At 55.1% G+C, this 17,667-nt stretch carries 30 protein-coding genes; 17 read left to right on the top strand and 13 right to left on the bottom strand.

The annotated features are described in order from the left end of the window. Window position 1: 1 nt before the first annotated feature. Entirely contained in the window at window positions 2–262 is a 261-nt protein-coding gene (locus ACIPIN_RS01950; RefSeq protein WP_401114498.1) for a hypothetical protein, read from the bottom strand. 2 nt (window positions 263–264) lie between these two features. Further along, window positions 265–576 (bottom strand): peptidase M48, Ste24p, encoded by a 312-nt coding sequence (locus tag ACIPIN_RS01955; RefSeq protein ID WP_401114717.1) that lies wholly within the window; start codon window positions 574–576, stop codon window positions 265–267. A 197-nt stretch (window positions 577–773) separates the two neighbouring features. Here ACIPIN_RS01955 and ACIPIN_RS01960 point away from each other — a divergent pair, with 197 nt between their 5' ends. Together ACIPIN_RS01960 and ACIPIN_RS01965 are read left to right on the top strand one after the other, a co-directional pair. Then, the gene (locus tag ACIPIN_RS01960; RefSeq protein ID WP_401114501.1) at window positions 774–956 is read left to right on the top strand and encodes a carbon storage regulator; all 183 of its coding nucleotides are present in this window, start codon (window positions 774–776) and stop codon (window positions 954–956) included. Between the two features lie 92 nt (window positions 957–1,048). Next, complete coding sequence (locus ACIPIN_RS01965) at window positions 1,049–1,348, top strand: hypothetical protein (RefSeq protein WP_401114504.1); 300 nt, start codon at window positions 1,049–1,051, stop codon at window positions 1,346–1,348. Here ACIPIN_RS01965 and ACIPIN_RS01970 read toward each other — a convergent pair. The 8 genes from ACIPIN_RS01970 to ACIPIN_RS02005 form a co-directional block, all read right to left on the bottom strand. Continuing rightward, the gene (locus tag ACIPIN_RS01970; RefSeq protein WP_401114507.1) at window positions 1,325–1,537 is read right to left on the bottom strand and encodes a hypothetical protein; all 213 of its coding nucleotides are present in this window, start codon (window positions 1,535–1,537) and stop codon (window positions 1,325–1,327) included. The two genes, ACIPIN_RS01965 and ACIPIN_RS01970, sit on opposite strands and share 24 nt — an antisense overlap. A 741-nt stretch (window positions 1,538–2,278) precedes the next feature. After that, a complete protein-coding gene (locus tag ACIPIN_RS01975; protein WP_401114510.1) occupies window positions 2,279–2,974 on the bottom strand; it encodes a hypothetical protein in 696 nt (231 codons plus the stop codon). After that, window positions 2,971–3,555, bottom strand: a complete 585-nt coding sequence (locus ACIPIN_RS01980) for a recombination protein NinG (protein ID WP_401114513.1) — start codon at window positions 3,553–3,555, stop codon at window positions 2,971–2,973. Before ACIPIN_RS01980 ends, ACIPIN_RS01975 begins: the two co-directional genes overlap by 4 nt. Beyond that, window positions 3,552–4,139, bottom strand: coding sequence for a DUF1367 family protein (locus ACIPIN_RS01985; RefSeq protein WP_401114516.1), 588 nt, complete (start codon window positions 4,137–4,139; stop codon window positions 3,552–3,554). Before ACIPIN_RS01985 ends, ACIPIN_RS01980 begins: the two co-directional genes overlap by 4 nt. Next, the gene (locus ACIPIN_RS01990) at window positions 4,132–4,920 is read right to left on the bottom strand and encodes a hypothetical protein (RefSeq protein ID WP_401114519.1); all 789 of its coding nucleotides are present in this window, start codon (window positions 4,918–4,920) and stop codon (window positions 4,132–4,134) included. The genes ACIPIN_RS01985 and ACIPIN_RS01990 overlap by 8 nt, the downstream gene beginning before the upstream one ends. Further along, window positions 4,907–5,896, bottom strand: coding sequence for a phage replication protein (locus tag ACIPIN_RS01995; RefSeq protein ID WP_401114521.1), 990 nt, complete (start codon window positions 5,894–5,896; stop codon window positions 4,907–4,909). Before ACIPIN_RS01995 ends, ACIPIN_RS01990 begins: the two co-directional genes overlap by 14 nt. A gap of 1 nt (window position 5,897) precedes the next feature. Continuing rightward, window positions 5,898–6,710: a Rha family transcriptional regulator gene (locus tag ACIPIN_RS02000; RefSeq protein ID WP_401114524.1), complete on the bottom strand. Its 813-nt coding sequence runs from the start codon at window positions 6,708–6,710 to the stop codon at window positions 5,898–5,900. 160 nt (window positions 6,711–6,870) lie between these two features. After that, window positions 6,871–7,077, bottom strand: a complete 207-nt coding sequence (locus tag ACIPIN_RS02005) for a Cro/CI family transcriptional regulator (protein ID WP_401114527.1) — start codon at window positions 7,075–7,077, stop codon at window positions 6,871–6,873. Between the two features lie 108 nt (window positions 7,078–7,185). Here ACIPIN_RS02005 and ACIPIN_RS02010 point away from each other — a divergent pair, with 108 nt between their 5' ends. The 6 genes from ACIPIN_RS02010 to ACIPIN_RS02035 all read left to right on the top strand — a co-directional run bounded on the left by ACIPIN_RS02010 (window position 7,186) and on the right by ACIPIN_RS02035 (window position 10,557). After that, window positions 7,186–7,956, top strand: coding sequence for a S24 family peptidase (locus ACIPIN_RS02010; protein ID WP_401114529.1), 771 nt, complete (start codon window positions 7,186–7,188; stop codon window positions 7,954–7,956). 28 nt (window positions 7,957–7,984) lie between these two features. After that, a complete protein-coding gene (locus tag ACIPIN_RS02015) occupies window positions 7,985–8,242 on the top strand; it encodes a hypothetical protein (protein ID WP_401114532.1) in 258 nt (85 codons plus the stop codon). A 141-nt stretch (window positions 8,243–8,383) separates the two neighbouring features. Then, entirely contained in the window at window positions 8,384–8,572 is a 189-nt protein-coding gene (locus ACIPIN_RS02020) for a hypothetical protein (RefSeq protein ID WP_401114535.1), read from the top strand. A gap of 39 nt (window positions 8,573–8,611) precedes the next feature. Further along, complete coding sequence (locus ACIPIN_RS02025) at window positions 8,612–8,851, top strand: hypothetical protein (protein WP_401114538.1); 240 nt, start codon at window positions 8,612–8,614, stop codon at window positions 8,849–8,851. 129 nt (window positions 8,852–8,980) lie between these two features. Then, window positions 8,981–9,724, top strand: a complete 744-nt coding sequence (locus ACIPIN_RS02030; RefSeq protein WP_401114540.1) for a HipA family kinase — start codon at window positions 8,981–8,983, stop codon at window positions 9,722–9,724. Then, window positions 9,721–10,557: a DUF3037 domain-containing protein gene (locus tag ACIPIN_RS02035; RefSeq protein ID WP_401114542.1), complete on the top strand. Its 837-nt coding sequence runs from the start codon at window positions 9,721–9,723 to the stop codon at window positions 10,555–10,557. The genes ACIPIN_RS02030 and ACIPIN_RS02035 overlap by 4 nt, the downstream gene beginning before the upstream one ends. A gap of 280 nt (window positions 10,558–10,837) precedes the next feature. Here the strand turns inward: ACIPIN_RS02035 and ACIPIN_RS02040 are convergent, their stop codons facing one another. Continuing rightward, the gene (locus ACIPIN_RS02040) at window positions 10,838–11,203 is read right to left on the bottom strand and encodes a hypothetical protein (RefSeq protein ID WP_401114544.1); all 366 of its coding nucleotides are present in this window, start codon (window positions 11,201–11,203) and stop codon (window positions 10,838–10,840) included. A 317-nt stretch (window positions 11,204–11,520) separates the two neighbouring features. Here ACIPIN_RS02040 and ACIPIN_RS02045 point away from each other — a divergent pair, with 317 nt between their 5' ends. From ACIPIN_RS02045 to ACIPIN_RS02065, 5 genes are all read left to right on the top strand, one after another. Continuing rightward, on the top strand, window positions 11,521–11,952 hold the full coding sequence (locus ACIPIN_RS02045; protein WP_401114547.1) for a hypothetical protein: 432 nt from the start codon (window positions 11,521–11,523) through the stop codon (window positions 11,950–11,952). Window positions 11,953–12,235: 283 nt separating this feature from the next. Then, window positions 12,236–12,598: an NUDIX hydrolase gene (locus tag ACIPIN_RS02050; protein ID WP_401114549.1), complete on the top strand. Its 363-nt coding sequence runs from the start codon at window positions 12,236–12,238 to the stop codon at window positions 12,596–12,598. Between the two features lie 32 nt (window positions 12,599–12,630). After that, entirely contained in the window at window positions 12,631–12,765 is a 135-nt protein-coding gene (locus ACIPIN_RS02055; protein WP_401114552.1) for a hypothetical protein, read from the top strand. Window positions 12,766–13,025: 260 nt separating this feature from the next. Continuing rightward, the gene (locus ACIPIN_RS02060; RefSeq protein WP_401114554.1) at window positions 13,026–13,232 is read left to right on the top strand and encodes a hypothetical protein; all 207 of its coding nucleotides are present in this window, start codon (window positions 13,026–13,028) and stop codon (window positions 13,230–13,232) included. Window positions 13,233–13,508: 276 nt separating this feature from the next. Then, on the top strand, window positions 13,509–13,880 hold the full coding sequence (locus ACIPIN_RS02065) for a hypothetical protein (RefSeq protein WP_401114557.1): 372 nt from the start codon (window positions 13,509–13,511) through the stop codon (window positions 13,878–13,880). A gap of 44 nt (window positions 13,881–13,924) precedes the next feature. Here ACIPIN_RS02065 and ACIPIN_RS02070 read toward each other — a convergent pair whose 3' ends face one another. Next, window positions 13,925–14,191, bottom strand: coding sequence for a hypothetical protein (locus ACIPIN_RS02070; protein ID WP_401114560.1), 267 nt, complete (start codon window positions 14,189–14,191; stop codon window positions 13,925–13,927). Window positions 14,192–14,492: 301 nt separating this feature from the next. On the opposite strand from ACIPIN_RS02070, the gene ACIPIN_RS02075 reads away from it, so the two are divergent. The 4 genes from ACIPIN_RS02075 (at window position 14,493) to ACIPIN_RS02090 (ending at window position 17,085) form a co-directional block, all read left to right on the top strand. Then, a complete protein-coding gene (locus ACIPIN_RS02075) occupies window positions 14,493–14,708 on the top strand; it encodes a hypothetical protein (protein ID WP_401114563.1) in 216 nt (71 codons plus the stop codon). 558 nt (window positions 14,709–15,266) lie between these two features. Further along, window positions 15,267–15,515 (top strand): DUF1654 domain-containing protein, encoded by a 249-nt coding sequence (locus ACIPIN_RS02080; protein WP_401114565.1) that lies wholly within the window; start codon window positions 15,267–15,269, stop codon window positions 15,513–15,515. Window positions 15,516–16,212: 697 nt separating this feature from the next. Further along, window positions 16,213–16,596, top strand: a complete 384-nt coding sequence (locus tag ACIPIN_RS02085; RefSeq protein ID WP_401114568.1) for a response regulator transcription factor — start codon at window positions 16,213–16,215, stop codon at window positions 16,594–16,596. A gap of 69 nt (window positions 16,597–16,665) precedes the next feature. Further along, entirely contained in the window at window positions 16,666–17,085 is a 420-nt protein-coding gene (locus ACIPIN_RS02090) for a hypothetical protein (RefSeq protein ID WP_401114570.1), read from the top strand. A 53-nt stretch (window positions 17,086–17,138) separates the two neighbouring features. Here ACIPIN_RS02090 and ACIPIN_RS02095 read toward each other — a convergent pair whose 3' ends face one another. After that, window positions 17,139–17,354 (bottom strand): hypothetical protein, encoded by a 216-nt coding sequence (locus ACIPIN_RS02095; RefSeq protein ID WP_401114573.1) that lies wholly within the window; start codon window positions 17,352–17,354, stop codon window positions 17,139–17,141. Window positions 17,355–17,667: the final 313 nt, after the last annotated feature.

Below are 17,667 nucleotides of genomic sequence, written 5' to 3' on the forward strand. Positions count from 1 at the left end.
CCTACCCCGCCACCTCAAACACATGCCCACGCCGAGCCCAGGCATAAGCCACCACTCCGGTATGGATCATCACGGTGAACGGGCTCACGTAGTGCCCCTGGATCGCTGCGGCGAAATCTCCAAACGCGCCGATGGCCACCAAGTAGAACGAGATGCTGAGCATCGGCTGCTCAATCGGCCTGACACGACGCAAGTAATCGACCGCAGCGATCACCACCAGCACGCACAGGAATGCGTCAACGCCTCCCAGAATAGGATTCATGATCAGACACTCCCGGTTGCGCCGAACCGTCCCGCCAGTGCCTTGAGGCCCGGAATGATGTTCATCGCCAGCAGGCCAATCAGGAAGGCGACACCGTTCTGAGTGTCACTATCTGGCGGAAGGCCAAACTGGTGAACAGCCAGAGGCGTAGTGAAGATCGCGGACAGGAAGCCGGTGGCCACCGCCCAGAATGCCTGCTTACGTGTCAGTCCCTGCAATAGGGTTAGCGATACGCAGGCGCCCGCGAAACCAGCCACAGCTACGCCGTACTTCGCAACAAGCGCAGCCGCAGCTGTAGATGCTGGTTCAGCCATTTGATACTCCAGAAATAAAAAAGCCTCGCACGAAGGCGAGGCAAGGGAACAAAACAGATTGATCAGCAGAAAATTCAGATAACTCTTAGATCTTTGGCGCTGAACGTGTGCGGACAATTAGCTCAACTCCCAGAGCGACCAGGCTCCTGAGTTGGCTCTCCCACCGAAATCGCCCCCCAAGCCAAGGAGAAGACCCTATGCTGAAGTTCAACCAGAAAATTGGTGATTCCATACGCATCGACGACGAAATTCAAATCAAGGTGTTTGAAATTGATCGCAACAAGGTGACTCTAGGATTCGAGGCCCCGAGACACGTCAGGATCTATCGAACGGAGCTCTATCTGCAAACTACGAACAAAAAGAGTAATACCCCCGAGTGAGCGAGGTAGCTCCCCATACCCTCGACTCCGCGGCGGGCATATAGCTCCGTGCTATCGTCAAGATCCCTTCAACCGCGACACTGGATGGACCCATGGCAAATTTTATCGTTACGTTCAGGCTTCAGGCGGGACCCGGTTACCAGGGGAGGTATGACTCGATCATGGAAAAAATGTCCGAGCTAGTCCCCGAAGGCACTTGGGAGGAAACCTCTTCATTTGTAGCGTTCAGCAGCAACAAGACGCTAGATGATGTCCACTGCGCCCTCTACCTGGAGAGCGACTTTGACCCGACCAAGGACACGATGGTTGTAATCGACTTGCTCAACCGCAAGAAGAAAACGGCGGGAATTATTGAATCCCCCCACGCCCTAGATAAGTGCCTTGGATTCTGACCCAAAGATCAGTGCCTCCAAATCGGCCAGCTTCCCTTCTAATTCCTTCAAGCTGGCCTCATTAAACGATACATAGCCATCCGCCTTCGCCAACTGAGCCTTGGCGTCGACCTGCATACCTTTCGCCTCTGCAAGTTTCTGCTTTTTTCCGATGATCGATTCGATCAGCTCGCGATACTGAGCTTTCATCTTGAACTCCAGATACGAAAAAGCCCCGCACATTGGCGAGGCTCAAATAAAGAGTGGTCGATCATTCAGATCGGAGGTCAGAGCAATTTGCTCGTACTCAAACTAGGATCAATGGGTGATAGCCAAGAGCCTCGAGGTCCGCCGTGAAGCTCGCATATTTCATTGTCAGCTACTGCCTCAACGGGAATCGAGTCGTGTTCGATTACCCCGCGAAGACCATGACAGAAGCAGACGCTTGCTATCTTTCCTTCCTGCACTCTCGGTGCGAGTTGGCTGCAAGCCCACCATGCGGCGGAACAGTCCAGGCAATGCGAGACTTTGTAAGGTTGTACGGCATCAGCGAGGTGGAGTGGCATCGGTCTTTGTAGGTTCCGCCTCATACGAAAAAGCCCCAGCGAATGCTGAGGCTCGAAATATGTTTGCGGTCTTTCCCGCCGTCCGCCAAAGACCTTCACGACGCTGGCCCCCTTCTGCACCAGTCTCGCCGATTCGGTCTCGCGCCACCCTGGAAGCACAAGTCAGGTAAGGGCGCGCGGGCTGCCGGTGTTTTCTCGTAGCACTGCACTACCGGCTAGCAGCGTCCAGGCCTTCCCGAAGGCTGCCCTGGATGCAGTGGAATCTTTTCTTTGGGCAATAAAAAACCCGGCTTGGCGGCCGGGTTCTTCTTGGTCACTCCTACACACGCAGAAATGACAGGATGTGATTAATTTCGCTCATCCGCTCACTAATGTCAACAGGCAATCACGCAGCCTGTTCGATAATCAGCCCTTCCACCTCCAAGATCTCCTCTGCATGGGCTAACGCTTCATTTACCAGATCATCTGCCGTCTTCTGAATCGACTGCCTCCAACGGCGCCGAGTCGACTCCGGCGTGCCGTCGTTGTCCCAGGTGTTCATGTCGTAGAAACTGTCCTTCAGCACGATCATGTCGGCAGAGCGCGACTCGTCCTTCTTGGCTTTGGCCTGACCCGCAGCTACCGCAGCATTAACCATCGACTCTCGACGCCAGGGCTTAGCATCGAGCGGAATCTCGACGGACACCGAACTCACAACCTTTGGCCGCGCGCCCTTCAGCTGCGGGATGGCCCAAGCAGTGATCGCCTTGTACAAGAACAGTTTCGGCGCCGGGGTGCTGATGAGGGTCTGCAGCGCTGCAATAGCTTGGACTTTGCGAGCCTTATGCGTGGAGTACTTCGCGACCAAGGCATGCCAGTGCTTTGGCTCCAGTCCATGGTGAAGGCGTGCCGATACCCAGCAGTCCACCTGGGTACGGTCAATGGTTTCAGCACCGCGGGAGCGAACCAGTGTCGCCAGATCGCCACCCTCCTCCTCATCCTCCGAGTTGTACAGCTTCTGCCAGGCTTGCGTGCTGGTGTTGTCGATGGCTTCGGCTGCAAGGGCCGAAACAACTGCGTTCGATACGCTCGGATAAATCATGCTGCTGCCCTCTTCAATTCTCTGATCTTTGCCCTGTAATCGGCCTTCATGGCCTTCAGTTCTTCAATGGTGTAACGCTTCGGTTCGTGCGGTCCCTCCAGCCACTCAACACGTTCAAGGCCGATACGCCGGACCAGGGTGATGCGGTAGTTCACGATGTCGCCGGACTTGTGGTTGTTACACGGTGCGCACTGCTTCCAGACATTCAGCGGTTCGAACCGCAGCTCTGGGTTCGCTCCCACAGTGCGGTAGTGGCCGGCGTGGTACTGGCCTTCATGGTGACGGCCGCAGCTCACACACGGCAGATCCTTGTCGCGCAGACGGATGAACTCGTTGAACGCCTGCTGCGCCTCACGCACGTACTGGGCTCGCGGCTTGATTCGCTCCTTGGCTGCGCGAATTTCCTTGCGGCCAACCTCAACAATTGCCTTACGGGCCTTCTCGCGATTCTCCGGAGCGATAGCCAGACCGCACGCCCAGCTACACACCTTTTGCGCCGTGGAGAATGAAGGCTTGAAACTCATGCGGCACGCGGGGTTCTTGCACTTCTTCGCCTTTACTTCCTTGAGGGCAATCCTCATGCGTAACTCCCCAGTTGATCAGCAGCAGAAAGCGCGTCAGCCTCATTCTCAAAAACCGTGGACAGCACCAACCGCCAGCAGGCGTTGAAGACGTCGCGGTAAAGCGGTTCAAAAGCGGTGTCGTCCATGTTTGCCCAGCTGATCGACTTGGCCTCTTTGCGGATACCCTCAGGCGTGTGCACCAGGTGAAAGTGACCGGCCTCGATCGTTACCCACTCACGAAACGCCTCACGGCTCTTATCGACTGCCGGGAAGCGCTCGGCGCGAGCCTGCTCCAGCCCGGTGATGTACGCGGCAACCGCATTCGAAAGCTGCCCCGGTTTGCCGCTCTGTGCCTCGAAGAACTTGGCCAGCCCTCGGATGCCGCGCATCTCTTGGCGCGGGATCAGGCCGCCGACCGGCTCCCAGTATTCCCAGGCCAGATCGAGCATGGAGAAGAACTTGCCGTGGAACTTGCCGTTCCGCATCCGGGTGAACTTGCCGTGGATGACTTGGCCAGCCTTCCACTTCTGGACAGTTTCGCGGTCAGCTTCGGTGGCGGGTACCAGACCTTGGGCGGTGCGGATCAGTGCTAGCTCAGCCATGGGAAGATTCCTTGCGTTGCGCCGCAGCGATGACAGTCCGTACCCGGCGCTTACGCAGATACGTGTCGACCCGATCTGCCTGGGCCTTTTTGAGTCGTTGGCGGTCCTGCCGAGCCTTCGCTGCTTCGACGATCTGGCGAACCTCGGCGAGCTTTTCGCGAACCTTTGGCGATGCTTCGTGGACCTCGCCGGTCAATAGCCCGGCGATAGCCTGGCCATCGGTGGTGATCGGCGCGATGCGCAGGTCCGCCAGGTACTGCGTGCCGGCCTGCTGGGTGATCAGCTGCATGCGCACTGCCGATTCGATGGCGGCAACCCGGCGCGTCGGATCGAATCCTAGGGAAACGCTCCAGGTAGTCGGCACGGCGTCGGCCCGAGCAGCGGACACCAAACGTTCATAGGCGCTCATGAACGCCATGCGCGCGCCGACTTTGTCGCCCAGCCTCAGGATTGGCACCGCAGCGGTCATCGCCTGCTGGATTTCAGCGGTCACCACCACGGTCTCGATCTCATCGCCGGCGGTGAGCGCGATCGCCCATGCCTCGTCTTTACCTGGGCGGCCATCGGCGGCCTGAACGCGCTGGAGAATGGCAGCAAGGGTCAGCTTTCCAGTCAGCTCCCGGCGGCAGGCCTGAAGCGCCTTGCGGATATCGGCCGGGGGAAACATAGCCAAATCCTCAGCCATCAGCTCAGCAGCCGCGGCGCTGATTGTTTGGCCCAACGTTTCAGCTGTTGCGCAGATGGCGCCGGCCAGTTGTGCGCGGTCTTCAGAGGAAAGCATTGCGCGGCCCTCCCTCACGGATATTCCGAGCAGCTTCCTGTGCGGCGTTGATGTTGGCTTGGGTGTCTTCCTGCTGGCGGGCGGTGCGGCCGTTCATCTGGGTCTGAGTGACCCACTGGGTGTGGTAACCCTCGGCGTTGGCGAGCAACTCGCTCAGGCTGTGGCACTTGCGGATCAGTTGGGCGTCGTTGATGCCGAGGTAGTACGCGGCGACGCTGTGGGACACCTCGATACCGAGGCGGCCAATCAGCAGACCAACCTGCCCTCCCACCTTGGCGTTCCAGACCGGCCAGGCCTTGTAACGCTTGCGGTAAGCCATGGCGTAGTTCGCCCAGGTCTTGAACGTTTTGCAGGTCTGGTCTTTGGGGCCCGGCATGTCGGCCGGGATCTCAACCCGTGGAGCGTCGGAGCCACCAACGACCAGCACCAACCCACCGGACCGGGTCGGCTTGTCCGAGCCGCAGTCCTGCAAATCCTGATTACTGGTTTCCTGATTGGTACCCTGATTATTGGTACCCTGATTATTGGTACCCTGATTTGTCGGAGATTTTTCCGACCCTGGCTCGGATTTTTTTCCGACCTTGCTCGGAGATTTATCCGAGGTAGATCGGATTTTTTTCCGACCATCGAGTGCGTCAGAGGTCGGATATTTTTCCGACCCATCCAATTTGCGGTTCCACTCTTTGGCTTTCTCGGTCAGGCGAATAAGCGTGATGCTGGAAGTACTAGAGAGCTCGATCAGACCCGAGTCTTTCAGTGCTTTCAGAAGGCGATAGGCGGTGTCCGGTTTATCGGTGAGCAGTGGCAGCTCATCAACGATCTTGCTCTTGCTCAGGGCGAAGTAAATCCCGGTATCCGTCTTGATTGGATTGGCCCAGCTCGGGCACTCATAGACGAAGGCGAACAGTAAAGCTTGCTGTGCGTTCAAGCCCCACTCCAATGCCTTCGCCTGATTGATCGTGACGGTGTATTGCATGTCAGGCCTTTCCGACCAGTTTGGCCAGTTCGAGGAAGCGATCGACGTACCAGTGAGGCTGCGTCTCGCGGGGCGATTGGGGGTTGGTGAGGTTTTTGCCGTAGGCCAAGCCCTTCTCGGTTACCGACCAGAAGCCGACGTATTCCTGCTTGGAGTTTCGGCGCTGCATCTCCCTGAGGAACCCGTGAGCCTCCAGCAGTTTGTTAAAGGCTGGCGCCGACGTGCGCAGGTCGAAGTCTTTGATCAGTGCGGTTACTGCCTTGGTCGGCATGGAGCTGCCGCCGGTGGCGTCTGGTGCTGCGTCGATGGCGTAGCCAGGGAGAAACTGTGCGTCGAGACCATTGCTCGCAGCGATCTTGGCCAGCATCAGCATTTGACTGGACGGCGCCGGCTTCAGGAGACGCGTGAAGCACTCAAGAATTGCCAGCTCTCCGACGACCTTGTTGCTGCTCGCGATCACGATCTGAGGTTCTGGCTTGCGGTTCTCCAATTCCTGCCACCGGTCGACGACCTTGGCGGTGAATTCCGGTGAAAGCTGAGCAACAACCACATAGCTGTCCCGCTCGCACACTTTGTAGATGCGGGTTGCGCGCGGACGACCCAATTTGTCGGAGGACCATTCATCCTCAGATTGAGGATGGACGTGACCTAACTTTGCCAGGTCTTCAATCAGCCGTTTGACGTTGTCGTGACGCTTTCCAGTTAGCTTTGCGATCTCGCTGGAAGACATGGCGGTACGCGACACGTTTTGCGAAATCTGAAAACGTGTCGCGACATTGGTCGGGGTATTGCTTGAAATGGGTTGGCTCTGCATAATCGGCCCTCTCTAGTTTTGCGAATCAGCCGACCTCTCCGTCGGCTTTTTTGTGTCTGGAATTTGGGTACTGGATGAATCAACAGCGACTTCAGGTTTCTATCTGTGCAGACCGGCAAGGCCGATACTGGCTACATGGGTCGGTGGGCAGATTCGCCAGTTACGCAGCCTGCTTTTTTGTCTGGCTCTGCGATGGAAACGGCCTAACTTCTTCGGCTTCGCATCGCCCGTCCGGATAAGGCGTGACGTAAATATCGCGCCCCACTCTTATCGCCTTGCTAAGCGCGCCCTGCGTCATATTCAGCAGGTCAGCCGCCTCGCACTGCCCAAGACAGCGGGCAAAATCAGTAATGTGAATTCGGTTCATGGGAGAGCTCTCCGCGGTTCTTCATACCGAGATATTACCTATGGCATTTTTGAAAGTAAATGCCATTGGCATTTGTGACTATATTACCGATGGGAATACGATTCAGGGATGAGCAAGAAGCCCTTACCGCAAGACAAGAAAGATGAGTGCCTTCGACTGAAGGCCATCTTCAATTCGAAAAAAAATGAGCTCGGGTTGACCCAAGAGAAGCTGGCGCACGCTCTGGAAATGAACCAGAGCTCAGTGAGTCACTACCTCAATGGCGTCAATCCTCTCAATTCATCTGTGGCCGCCTCATTCGCGAGCATATTAAAAGTGGATGTCCGCGAGTTCAGCGAGCGGCTAGCTGATGAAATGGCAAAAATTGCCCAAGCCATAGGATCGAGCAGTGCCAAGGAAAGCAATGTGATTGCAATTGATTCACGCAGGAAAACCCCAGACTCAAGCTTCATCACTATCCCCCACCTAGATATCGTTGGCTCCATGGGGAACGGTCGTACACCCCCGGAACACCATATTGAGGTGATCCGAGACATGACCGTTCACCTAGATTGGCTGAAGACCCAAGGGCTTTCGTACTCTAGGCCAGAGAATCTCGCGATCATTGATGGCGACGGCGACAGCATGGAGGGGACATTCCGAAACGGGGACTCACTGCTGGTTGATCGAGGCATCACAGAGATACGCACCGACGCCGTTTACGTCTTCACCCTGGACGGCGACTTGTTCATTAAACGACTCCAGCGCATGACCGGCGGATCGCTTCGCATGATTTCGGATAACCCTGTTTACCCAGCAATCATGATCGAGGGTGCTCAGCTTGATCGCGTCCACATTCAGGCTCGTGTTCTGCTCGTTTGGAATGCGCGAAAGCTGTAATCAGCCGCCTTCTGGCGTGGGCTCAGGCATGAACTATGCGATCAGGGAAATCACTGAAGCTCTAGATCAGCAAATGGAACTGAGTTTTTTCATGGCCAGTAAGCTTATTGAACTATCGCCACCCAGCGAACATAAGCGCCTGAAGAAAGAGCTTCATACTCGACTCAGCGTTCTGAGGGAGCGAACCCTGAAAGCCACGTATGCACTTGATATCTTGACGAGCGATCGCAAGCCTGTCCGCACCACCCTTTTTTCAGCACTCAAGAAATGGTTTTCCGGTGGTTGAATCTGGCGCGGTGGGGATTTGTGACGCGCGCTGCCGGGCATAAGGGTTAACCCAGTTAACTATTATCAGGATAACCATTAGAGGTACGGCGACCCCTGACATCCGGGAGTCCCAGCCGAATCTGGAACGAGGGTTGATGGCATGGCGCACTCACTTCAATACCAGATTACCGAATCCGTTCGCGTTGTTGAGATTGAGGTGGGGAAGCTGCTCGATTTGGCAGCAATGCTGAAAGACGCGGGAAATGATGTCTTGGCGACGGCTGTCTCGACCCAGGCAAATAATCTTCTTGAGGCTGCGATAGCACTGAGAATTGCTATGGCAGGCTGATTGCCAGATTAGTGTGACGGGGATTTGTAAGGGGTGATGATGGAACTCAACAAGCCAGAGCAAGACCTGAAGCGCGACCTCCAGGGTGTTGCATCTGATCTAAAGTGGTCGGCGGTAGAGCTGTTGCGTGTCGCCGAACGGCTGAGCCTGGCCGGGAATGAGCCGGACGCCCAAGCAGTGCTGAGAATGTGCCAGATTTTCCAAGCGGATGAGGATCGGCTGACTGCGTATGCTGATGAGGTGAAGATGGGAAGGATTGTAAGAGCCAAGCCTGAATAGATCGCGATCCTGGGGCATGTGTTTTGGTGGGGGATGTTTTCGCGCTAGCCGACCCGGCAAAGCAAGAGATCTAGGATCTTGATCTACTTATTTTGGTCTTAGACCGCATAGCACAAGGAAGTCAGGTACATGCCTGAAATCATCAATGCCATTGAGATAGTGCGACAAAGTCATCAGGGTTACTCAATAAAGCCCTTTATCGTTCGCGCCGATGATGGCCATTCTTATTTTGTAAAAGGCCTAGCAAAGTCAGGCGGCCCCGCCCTCATTTCAGAGGCTCTCGGCGCCGAGCTTGGCAGGAGCCTTGAGCTCCCAATTCCAGCATGGCGCCTTATGCACGTGCCTCCTGAACTCATTGGTTTCAGTGCTATACCCAATGTTGGAGACCTAGGTGGAGGACTTGCGTTTGCATCCAGAGCAGTAGAAAACGCCTCCGACTTCACTCTGAGTAACATAAACACTACCTCGGCCGAACTGAAGCGAAGAGTTCTACTCTTCGATTGGTGGGTTCGGAACGAGGATCGCTGTCTGGGGCCCATGGGCGGGAACGTGAATCTAATCCTGGATGCTCAGGGCTCCCTGAACGTCATAGATCACAACCTAGCGTTTGACAGAACCTTCAATTGCGATGACTTTATAGAAAACCATGTATTCCGAGATAGTCGTGCGGGTTTCAGGGATTACGTCACCCGTCAGGAATACTCGCAAATGCTTAACGAGGGGATCTTGAACTGGGGTACGATCACTGCCCTTTTGCCAGATGACTGGATCTACCGAGACGGCGACCACATTGACGAGACCGAGCCTACATTGGCTGACCGTCTAGAAATTCTAGAAGTGTTCAGGGAAGAGCGGTTCTGGGGACCCCTATGAAATACATCTGCAACTACTCAATTCTCAGGTTTTTGCCTTACCCTGAAACAGGTGAATTCGTAAATATTGGTATCGTGCTGATCGCCAATAATGGCGACTTTCGCTTCAAAATCGAGCAGAAAAGGCAGCGCGTTACGAATTTCTTCCCAAGCCTCGACTCTAAGATTTTTCAAAGGGCTCGCCGCGAGATGAACGCAGAGCTTGCAAGGCTCAGCGGATTTTTCACACAAAATCGTGGTGACCTTGGAGCTCTGTTAAGCACCTTCAAGCATCTCATCCATCCACGAGAAACGATGATGCGATTCAGCGACCCAGGAACGATGGCGACTGATAATGCTGACGTTGCGCTAAAGGCTTTGTTTGACCACTACGTCAATCACAGCTTCGCTACCAAGGAGTATCAGGAAACAGCTCTTGAGAAGCAGCTTGGCAAGCTTTTGACAGACTCCCATCTGCGGCAGCGATACAGTGAAAGGAAATTAGGCACCTCCGATTACCCGGTAAAATTTCCATTTGTACTCTGCGAGGGTCAGATGCCAGTCCAGGCTATCAAGCCAATACATCTTGGCCATGATGAGCCTTCAAAAATCCTGGAACATGGAGATGCATGGATTTCCAAAGTTAGACGGCTGAGTGGAGCGCATCAACTCGCAGAGGACACCTTGTTCGTTGCGGGGCCGCCAGAATCCGGAAAACCAAAATTGCTGAAGGCTTACAGGGAGATATCTGAAGAGCTTCAGTCCTTTGAGGGAGTCCGCGTAATCAGCTATGCCGAGGATAGAGGCGAGCTTTTGAAGCAGATAAGGCAAGGCATACCCGCAACGCTGCAATAAAATAGCCCGGCCCAGCGCCGGGCTTTTTCATTCCGCCCTGTCACGCCTTCGTCATACCCACCAAGCACAATGCGGTCAGCCAAAAGGATTTGGCTCCATCTATTGAGAGCCCGCCAAATGCGGGCTTTTTGTTGTCCGCCCTCCCCAACTGCTACGCTTTCGATTCCCCGAATGGAATGTAACCGTCCGGCCAACACACCTTCCTGATCCCAACGCTTAGGGTGATGGTATCCACAGATGGACACTGGAATAATCAACTTTAACAAGCGATTCTCAATCGCTAATCCTCAAGCTCGACGTAGCTAGACTCCCCACCTCCAGTCGCACCTGATAACCAACCCCAGACGAACGTCAGAATAGTACGTCCAGCGTAATCAACACCTACGGTGCCACGTGACCAGCCGGCAAGAATCTCACCATCCGCAGTCAAACAATGATAAAGAAGCTCAATGGTATCGGGGCCTATCGCTCGCCCGATGAGATTGCCCATGCGGATTTGGCCACCTTGGTAAGTGCCCGAAATGGAATCTCGCTCGACCTTGTAATGAAACACTGTACTTGCATCGGATAGACCGTAGGCGTTTCCGGTTACGATAAATCGACGATTGTTCAAGCGCTCTCTGATGCGAGGAAAGAGGATATCCATAAATGTCGCGTCCGTAGTCGAGTTGTGCCATTTCAGGCCGAGAAAAAACTTAACGTCGTGTCCGGGATCAGTTGACCACTACAAAAAGGCAAGTGGGCTCAAAGCACGCTTACCCTTTACCGCCACCATCCTAACCTACACTGAGATCAGCTGACGGATCAGCGCCTCTTCGACAGAAAGCCCGCCACCTGCGGGCTTTTTGTTAGTAGTCGTCTGCGTGACCCTCTCGTGGCGCCTTCTGTCGGAAGCCTGAGAACTATAGACGCATGCTATGCGTCCTAACTCATGCAAACCCTCCCCCATCGGTGGAAGCAATCATGCTTTTAAAAAAGACGAATCTCGTAGCTGTGATGACATGCGTAATGATGCTGGCTGCAGCGCCTTTACTCCCTATGTCCTCTGCCTATGCAAAAAGTGGTGGCGGCGGTAACAGCGCAGGTCACGGCAGCAGTAGCAGCGGCGGAGAGGGAGTAGGTCATTCTGCCGACGCTGACAGCAATGGCCGTAGCGAAGGCCAAGAAGTCGATCATGACGGTCGAGCCGTCAGGGATCACGGCATCAGTGGCCATCACACTGGCCGCACTCGTAATGACAGCAAAGGCCATGGAGTGGCTACTTCCGGGATTGCCCACTCCAAAACCACCCACGGACTTACAAAGGCCACTGCGATCTCAACGACCACACCAGGAGATCACAATTCAAAGGGCCTGAGTAACGCTGCTACTTCAACCACCAAACAAGATCAGTAAACCCGCTCTTACCGTCACGCGAGCTTTTCCATACTCTCGTGCGATGCAGAAAGCCCGCCACCTGCGGGCTTTTTGTTGTCCGCCTTGCGCCCTCCTTTTTCCTTTGCGCCCCACCTACTTCACTCCTCATCCGCCCGCCAACACATAAATTTTGCGCAAAAAATGCGTGGATTTTCTTTGTGAAGACTTTATGACAAGTGTCCAATTTCGCACACCTAACGTCCCTATACTCAGGCGAATTCAGTTCGGCGCAGCCTTATCAAGGCCTGACGGGGTAAAACGCATGAAAACGAGAGCAACAGTCATTTGCGCAGACAACGGGCAGATACTCTTTGTCCGCAAGGAAAAATCCAAATGGACCTTACCTGGAGGAAAGGTTGAGCCAGGTGAGACTCCTGCTGCTGCCGCGGCTCGTGAATTGCGCGAAGAAACGGGACTCGATATTGACGAGCTTCTCTACCTTCTGAAATTCGAAGCCAACAGAATACTGCATTACGTTTTCGAGGCCTCGGTTCTGAACGCAGATGGCGCTCGTCCTCTCAACGAGATTTCAGACTGTGAATGGCACTCTTATGGAGCAATCCAGAACCTTGACCTCAGCGACGCCACGAAATCCATTGTGAAGGCCTTCATCCGTCGCCTGTAGATTTAGAGGCTGCACTCGTTGAGGATCAAGGCATGACCTTGGCGGCGGAATTTACCCATTGGAAAGTAGCGCCCACCACCACCACCACCACCACCACCACCACCACCACCACCACCACCACCACCACCACCACCACCACCACCACCACCTACATTCAGACCAGTTGACGGATTAGCGCCCCTTCGACAGAGAGCCCGCCAACTGCGGGCTTTTTGTTGTCTGCCTTGCGCCCTTCTGCATACGATCTACACTCGTTTCAGCTGAAGGACCAGCGACTGAAGTTGCCCGCAGATGCGGGCTTTTAGTTCCTGCCTTCCTTCACGACTTCTTCAGCATTTCGCGCACGAATTACCCCCCATTGAGCCCGTCAGTACTTGGGCTTTTTTTTCGCCTTTCAGCCGCAAACCCAAGGATCGGAGTCGACCTCATGCCTGATCAATACGCCCACCCCGACATCCTCGAAAAAATGTACGAAAACCAGCTCACCCTCGAGGCGGCCCTCATGGAGATCACTCTCTGGGTTGAGCAGCGCGGATCGGCAGACGTCGGCGATAACGTTCGCGGGGCGCTGCATGCCATTGGCGAGAATGCCGGGCATATCAAGCAAGGGCTGGCCAGGCTGAAGTCGACTTAATTGCGACCGGCCTACGCTTCGTCACCATCCCCTTGACCGCCACCATCCTGATCTACACTGAGATCAGCTGACGGATCAGCGCCCCTTCGACTGAGAGCCCGCCAACTGCGGGCTTTTTGTTGTCTGGCTGGGATCTCTCTATGCCAATTACGCCATAAAAAGCGCATGCATCACTGGTCGACGACACTCCCCCGCTCATCGTCAGATTGTTGACGTGGCCACCCCGAGCGCGCGCAATGACTACCCAAGAAAATGATCTCCCAGGGACAATTCCACATGGCAAAGATCATAGTGCTCGCAGGTGACTTCCCCCAGTGCGATGGGGAGTATTGCCTTGGCACCATAACGCTTAAAACGGCACTTAAACCACGAATGGGAAAAAGCTTCCTCGTCTCCGAATTTAAAGATCTGACAGTCGAGAACACGGGCTCCACTAAAAATATAAAGAGCGCCATTGGCTTTGGAATAGCTGGCGCCATGCTGCTTGGTCCGGTGGGAGCCATCGCCGGCTATCTACTAGCAGGCCACAGCACCGAGGTGACATTTATGGCCACGCTGAAGGGTGGTAGGACGCTCCTTGCTGCAACCGATAGCGATACGTTCCGAGATATCTCGGCACGCGTCGGCAAAAAAGCCCTCCCCGACTGAGGCAACCCACTCGAGCCACAGAACTCACTACCTCTCGACCTGCCTCAATGAGCAATATCACGATGAGACAGTTTTTCAGGAGCGCCTCCGGCTACTTGAACCAGAGCTTCTAGCAATTCCTCGGTGTGGTTTATTGACTCGTGAATTTCATCAAATGCCTCGTCGAGAGCCTGCTCAATAGCGAGCACTGGCGCACCACGCAGCGTCTCTTGAATCTCAAACTCGTCCCGCTTGAACTGCGATAGGCTGGCGCGCAAACCCTCTAATCGAAGAGATATCTGTGAGATATGGTATCGGCGGCGCTGAACCATGATGCTTCTCCTGCTGAGCTCCCATACCTATTTAGAACTCTGCCTTCAAAGAGATGTTCAGCATTTCCTGACCAAAGGATTCGGTCTCGGCAAAAGTCCTTTAGAAATTTACAACAGGTTCGCCCCCCCCTCATTTCTTTCCTTTCTTGCCAAAATTTCGCATCGATCGGCTTGAGAACGGTGCCGTCAAAATTGGGCGATGGAGATACTGCGAAGCGTAAAGAGAGCCCGCCATCTACGGGCTTTTTGTTGCCTCCTCCCCAGCTGCGACGCTTTCGATTCCTCGAACGGAGTCGAAGCGATGCCCACCGAATACTCTCTCCACGATGTCCTTGACCGTATGTATGACAACCAGCTGGCCCTGGAGGCTGCCCTCATGGAGCTTACCCTGTGGGTTGAGCGGCGCGGATCGGCTGACGTCGCCGAAAACGTTCGCGGGGCGCTGCAAGCGTTCGATGAGAATGCCGGACATATCAAGCAAGGGCTGGCCAGGTTGAAGGTCGCCCAGAAGCAATAAGCCCCTCGCCGGCCGAGAGCCCGCCACGTGCGGTTTTTTTGTTTTCCGGGAAAAGATGAGGCTAACGCACCGTCAGCCTGCGCATCCGATCTGCCCAGCCTGAAACCGTAGACATCCAATTAGCAGGTTTTTTTCCTCTATAGCAGAGCTTTCGAGCCATCTCTCAGATTGGTCCTAAAGACAGGACTGCTGCTGCCGGCCTACTTTAGGGGTCTTGCTTGGTTTACCGTTTTCGGATCGGACTGATAAGCCTTGGGGCCGAGCGAGCTCCTTCTGGTTTTTTATGTGATGAGCGAGTTTTTCTATGGGTGATTTTTTGGGGATGCTGATTGTTATCTTCTGTTTGGTCACAGTCGCCTGCTGCTGTATTGAGTCTCGGAATCGTCGCTAGCCAAAAGCCATTGTTTATGGCCTCACCACCAGACCCGCATCCTAGGCTAACCCTCCCGGATAGCCCGCCCCCTGCGGGCTTTTTGTTACCCGCTCATCCCCCCTTGCTTGCCAATCGCCAGGCCATCCATGTACTGGATATTCAACCAGTATATGCGAGCACGCCCCATGGCCAAGAAAGCCGCCGCACCAAAACTACCCTCCTCCTACGAGCTGCTCGGCACTCGCATTCAGAAAATCATCAACTCGACTGGCGCGCAGACCTCGAAGCGAGCCTTCATCTACAAAGCTCCAGACGAATCGCCAGATGATTGGGCGCAGCTGCTCGAGGATATTGCCGCAGCGGACAACGTGACCGTGGCGCACCAGGATGGTGGTGGAGTACAGATTTCTTGGGTTGTGCCCAAGGAAGATTGACCGAAGTTGAGATAGATGAAGCCCGCCGAGTGCGGGGTTTTTTTGTTGTCTCTTGAAAATATTAATACCATTGGCATTGACGACTAATATTGCCATTGGTATTGTTTGTTCCAAGCCAACGCATCACCGGCCCAGCAGCGAAAGCCGCGCCCGCTCTTTAACAGTCAGCGCAACACAAGCAATACCAACAGACCGCATTGCCTCTACCGGCGACCGGCGATCAGACGGGTCAGATAGCCCGCCCACGACAGGAAAACCCTGTACGGCTGATCGATGGTGAAACGCCTTAGCCGAGAGAACGACCCGGGCATGCAATGCGCCCCGCGAATCCCAGCGGATGAAGGGAGATTCAACTGAACAGAATTAGCGCTCCGAGCTTCGGCTATGAGGAGCGCCGGACCTCATGTGGCGTGCCGTAAAAATCACCCAGGCACAGGGCTGTACGCCGCATGTTGTAGATACCCAATGACCGCGCCAGCAACGCTGATCGAGCTGGCGCGAACAGGGAAGCCCACCGCCGCACCTACGTACCGAAACCTGCCATCAGCAAGCGGGAAATAGGCCACCAGCTGTACATACATCGCTGATGCAATAAACCCGGCCTGTCGCCAGTAGCGAGGCCGGGAGCTTCACACACAGTTTCACCACTGCACCTGGCCTGCCGGGTGCAGCGGGAAACCAACCGGGAGTCACGACGATGGAAGCAACAATCATCAACGGCGCATGGAAGGGCCACCTCGGTCGCGGCCTTGCACCGCGAGAGCTTCAGTTCCTTCTCTGGATAGCCCAGGGATTCACCTCGAAAGAGATCGCCAGAGAAGCTGGCATCGAAGCCGGCACCGTCAAAAAGCGCCTTACCAATGCGATGTTCAAGCTCGGTGTCACACGGCGCACCGCCCTAGTGGCCGAGGCTATGAAGAGGCAGATCATCACGCCGATGTGCTTTGTCCTGGCGGCGCTGGTCGCCATCCACTCATTGCTTGATGACGACTTGATGCGCCGCGACCGACGTATTCCTGATCGTCGTACAGCTCAGGTCCGGATGGTGCGCCGGGCCGAATGCCCTGCCCTGGCTGTATGACCGAAACACCGATTTCACTGGCTGGCCTTGGCAACAGGGCCAGACGGGAAATCAACCGAGGGTAGATCGATGACACCTGAGCAGAAAGTGAAATTCCTGATCCTGGCGCTCGATGCGCGCTGGCAAAAAAAGGAAGCCCTGAACTACACCACGATGACCGGCGTCGATGCAGATACAGGTTATGCCGCACTGGTAGAAGCCGGTGAACACTGGGACAGCCGTAATGAGACCCGCTGCGGCGACGTTGAAACAGATATCCCGTGCGATGGCGGCCGCCACTATGAAGCCAAGTCGGTAGCTGCACAGCTACCAGATGGGTCATGGGTTGGTTGGACCTATTACTACGGCGGTGGCAAGCACGCCGAACCGGAGGCCATCGACTGGATGAGTGAGGCCTACGAACTGGATTGCGTCGAGGAAGAGAAGGTTGTGACGGTTCGAACCTTCACCAAGCAGGCGCCAGTGATGACAAGCACCGCCTCAGCCTGACGACGAAAAGCACCTCCACCAGAAAACTGGAAGCGCTCAGGAGCAGCAGGCCCTTATTTAAAGCCTATCTTGGACAGTTTCTTTTTAAGTTCTGCCTTGAGCTTTTCCGCTTCCTTTTCTGCGGTCTGCCTCAGTTTTTTCTGTATGGCGGCCTTATCCCCTACTTCCGCCTTGCATTTTGAACAGCGGACCATTTGATCCTTTGCGCCTGCTTCCGGGATTACAAGCTGATCGCTTCCGCATGCGCCGCACGTTGCAGTGATGTTCATGCTGTTTCCTTGCTGAGTGGTGGAGCTCTCAGCTTATACGGGAATGTGCCACCCGCATTGATCGACCCACACAGCACGGAGGATTGGCAATGAAATAGCCCATGACAAAGCCCTTCCAGCGAAGGCACCAGCGCTCACATAGGGAGGTCTTTGTGACGCACAACAAAAGCCCGGGACTCCTCGGGCTTTTCATTTGTGCACCCTCCGACACCACCCGCATGCACTTACCTCCGCGCATAACGGCAACCAGCGGAATGGATGAGTGCAGCCGAATGGTTTTGGACCATCACGCGGAGGTACAGCAATGGCTACT

The sequence above is a fragment of the Pseudomonas sp. NPDC087697 genome, assembly GCF_044743155.1.
Taxonomy (GTDB): Bacteria; Pseudomonadota; Gammaproteobacteria; order Pseudomonadales; family Pseudomonadaceae; genus Aquipseudomonas.